We start from the raw sequence: 2,343 nt of genomic DNA on the forward strand, positions 1-2,343 counted from the left end.
CCTCACCCCACCCCTCCCCCTCACCCCAACGCCGCCGCCACCGCCCGAACCGCCGCCGACGGCGTCCGCCGGGGATCCGTCACCAGGAACAGCGTGCTGTCGGGCAGCTCCCGCACCCGCTGCAACGTGCCCGCGTCCAACTGCTCGGCCACCGCCACCCGAGGCAGCACCGTCCACCCCAGACCCGCCACCACGCACGACCGCACGGCCTCGATGCTGCCGAACCGGGTGATGCTCGGCGTCGCGGACAGCTCCCGCACGAACCGGTCGCTGTAGGAACACCCCTCCTCCAGCAGGAAGTACCGCTCGTCCAGCACCATCCCGGGTGCCGACACCAGCTCGATCGGCTCCACGCCGATCGCCGTCACCTTCAACCCCGGTGCGACGAGCGAGTCCTCCAGCGCCAGCGCCAGGTCCAGCGTCCCGTTGCGCACACCGGCCAACGCCTGCCGCGTGCCCGCCGGAGACAGGTGCACCGAGATCCCCGGCCACCGCAGCGCCACGTCCGCGATCCGCTGCGGCAGCCGGTAGGCGCAGACCGACTCGGGTGCGGCTATCCGCACCTCGCCCTCCACCGCCGTGCTGCCGCGCACCGCGTCGCGGAGGCGCTGCTCGGAGGTCAGCACCTCACGGGCGTGCTCGACGGCCTGCCGCCCGGCCTCGGTCAACCGGGCACCGCTGGGCAGCCGGTCGAACAGGCGGGCGCCGAGGTGTCGTTCCAGGGCCTTGACCTGACTCGTCACCGTGGATTGCACGAGGTGCAGTTCCGCCGCGGTGGCGGTGAAACTGCCCGTGCGCGCGAGCACCAGGAGGGTGCGCAGGAGGCGGGTGTCCACCGCATCGACAATACCGATCGCGTGCATCACAGGGAATCGTTGGACTCGATGCAAGCCGGTGGGGGACGCTGTCGGCATGACCGACGTGCTCCGATCAGCGGTGCTCCGCTACTCCGCCTTCACCACCGACCCCGCCGGGGGCAACCCGGCCGGAGTCGTGCTCGACGCTACCGGCCTGGACGACGCCCGGATGCTGGCGATCGCCGCCGAGGTCGGCTACTCCGAAACCGCCTTCGTCTTCCCCCGCTCCCTCTCCCCCTCCACCCCAACCACCACCGCCACCACCACCACCACGACCACCTTCGACGTGCGCTACTTCAGCCCTCTGGTGGAGGTGCCGTTCTGCGGCCACGCGACCGTCGCCGCCGCCGTCGCCCTCGACCGACCGGGCACCTTGCGGTTCCACACCAAGGCCGGGCTGGTCGAGGTCGCCACGGGTCCCGGCACGGCCAGCCTCACCAGCGTGCCGACCACATCCACGCCCGCTCCCGACTCCGACGTCACCGAGGCGCTGCGCGCGCTGAGGTGGTCCGCCGACGACCTCGACTCCCGCTACCCCGTGCACTGGGCGCTCGGCGGCTCGCGGCACCTCGTGCTGGCCGTGCGCACGCGGGAACGCCTGGCGGCACTGGACTACGACTTCGACGCCTTGGGTGATCTCCTGCGCGCCAACGACGCCCTGACCGCGCAACTGGTGCACCAACGGGCCGACGACGTGTTCGACGCGCGCGACCCGTTCCCGGTCGGTGGCGTCGTCGAGGACCCGGCGACCGGCTCGGCCGCGGCGGCGTTCGGCGGCTACCTGCGGGCCATCGGCCAGGTCACGCGACCGAGGTCGCTCACCCTGCACCAGGGTGAGGACATGGGGCGACCCAGCCTGCTCCGCATCGACGTCTCACCGGACGACCCGCGCGTCACCGTGACCGGCTCGGCGGTGCCGATCCCGGGTGGCGCCGCACCACTCGGGATCAGCGGCGCACCTCAGGCCTGAACGCGCTCCAGCACCACCACGGGGATCTCGCGGTCGGTCTTCTTGGCGTAGCCCTCGTAGTCGGGCCACACCTCGTTCATCAACTCCCACAGCTTCGCGCGCTCGTCACCGGTCGCGGTGCGGGCCTTGGCGGTGAACACGTCCGGGCCCACCTGCACCTCGGCCTCGTTGCGGGCGGCGAGGTTGCGGTACCACGCGGGGTGCTCCGGTGCGCCGCCGTACGAGGCGACGACCACGTACGCGTCCCCGTACGGCTGGTAGATCAGCGCGGTGCGACGCGGCTTGCCGGACTTGCGGCCGGTGGTGGTCAGCAGGAGCGTGAACACGCCCGGCCGCCACTCGTGCCCCTCGGCACCGTTCGACTCGACGTACTTGCGGATGTGCTCGTTGACCCAATCGACTGGGCTGTCCAGAACCGACATGCCCCGACGTTACCGAGGATGCCCCGCCCCCGCCGAACGTCGTTCCTGCGCCGTCGCCCACCACGCGGCAGGGCCGCCGGTCGCTACTCCGCAG

The 2,343-nt window shown here is 72.1% G+C and carries 3 protein-coding genes; 1 reads left to right on the forward strand and 2 read right to left on the reverse strand.

What is annotated here, in order from left to right; all coding sequences use genetic code 11:
* Nucleotides 1-20: 20 nt before the first annotated feature.
* A complete protein-coding gene (locus AB0G02_RS35655; RefSeq protein WP_360803496.1) occupies nt 21-836 on the reverse strand; it encodes a LysR family transcriptional regulator in 816 nt (271 codons plus the stop codon).
* Between the two features lie 76 nt (nt 837-912).
* On the opposite strand from AB0G02_RS35655, the gene AB0G02_RS35660 reads away from it, so the two are divergent.
* Nucleotides 913-1,827: a PhzF family phenazine biosynthesis isomerase gene (locus AB0G02_RS35660; protein WP_360803499.1), complete on the forward strand. Its 915-nt coding sequence runs from the start codon at nt 913-915 to the stop codon at nt 1,825-1,827.
* On the opposite strand, the gene AB0G02_RS35665 is transcribed toward AB0G02_RS35660, so the two are convergent.
* On the reverse strand, nt 1,818-2,249 hold the full coding sequence (locus AB0G02_RS35665) for a nitroreductase family deazaflavin-dependent oxidoreductase (RefSeq protein WP_360803502.1): 432 nt from the start codon (nt 2,247-2,249) through the stop codon (nt 1,818-1,820). The genes AB0G02_RS35660 and AB0G02_RS35665 overlap by 10 nt on opposite strands.
* Between the last annotated feature and the right edge of the window lie 94 nt (nt 2,250-2,343).

Origin of the sequence: Actinosynnema sp. NPDC023658, from assembly GCF_040639995.1 — a bacterium.
Taxonomy (GTDB): domain Bacteria; phylum Actinomycetota; class Actinomycetes; order Mycobacteriales; family Pseudonocardiaceae; genus Actinosynnema.

Excerpts from the sequence above, each read along its gene's own strand:
- AB0G02_RS35665 (WP_360803502.1), bottom strand. The coding sequence starts at position 2,249 with ATGTCGGTTCTGGACAGCCCAGTCGATTGGGTCAACGAGCACATCCGC.
- AB0G02_RS35660 (WP_360803499.1), top strand. The coding sequence starts at position 913 with ATGACCGACGTGCTCCGATCAGCGGTGCTCCGCTACTCCGCCTTCACC.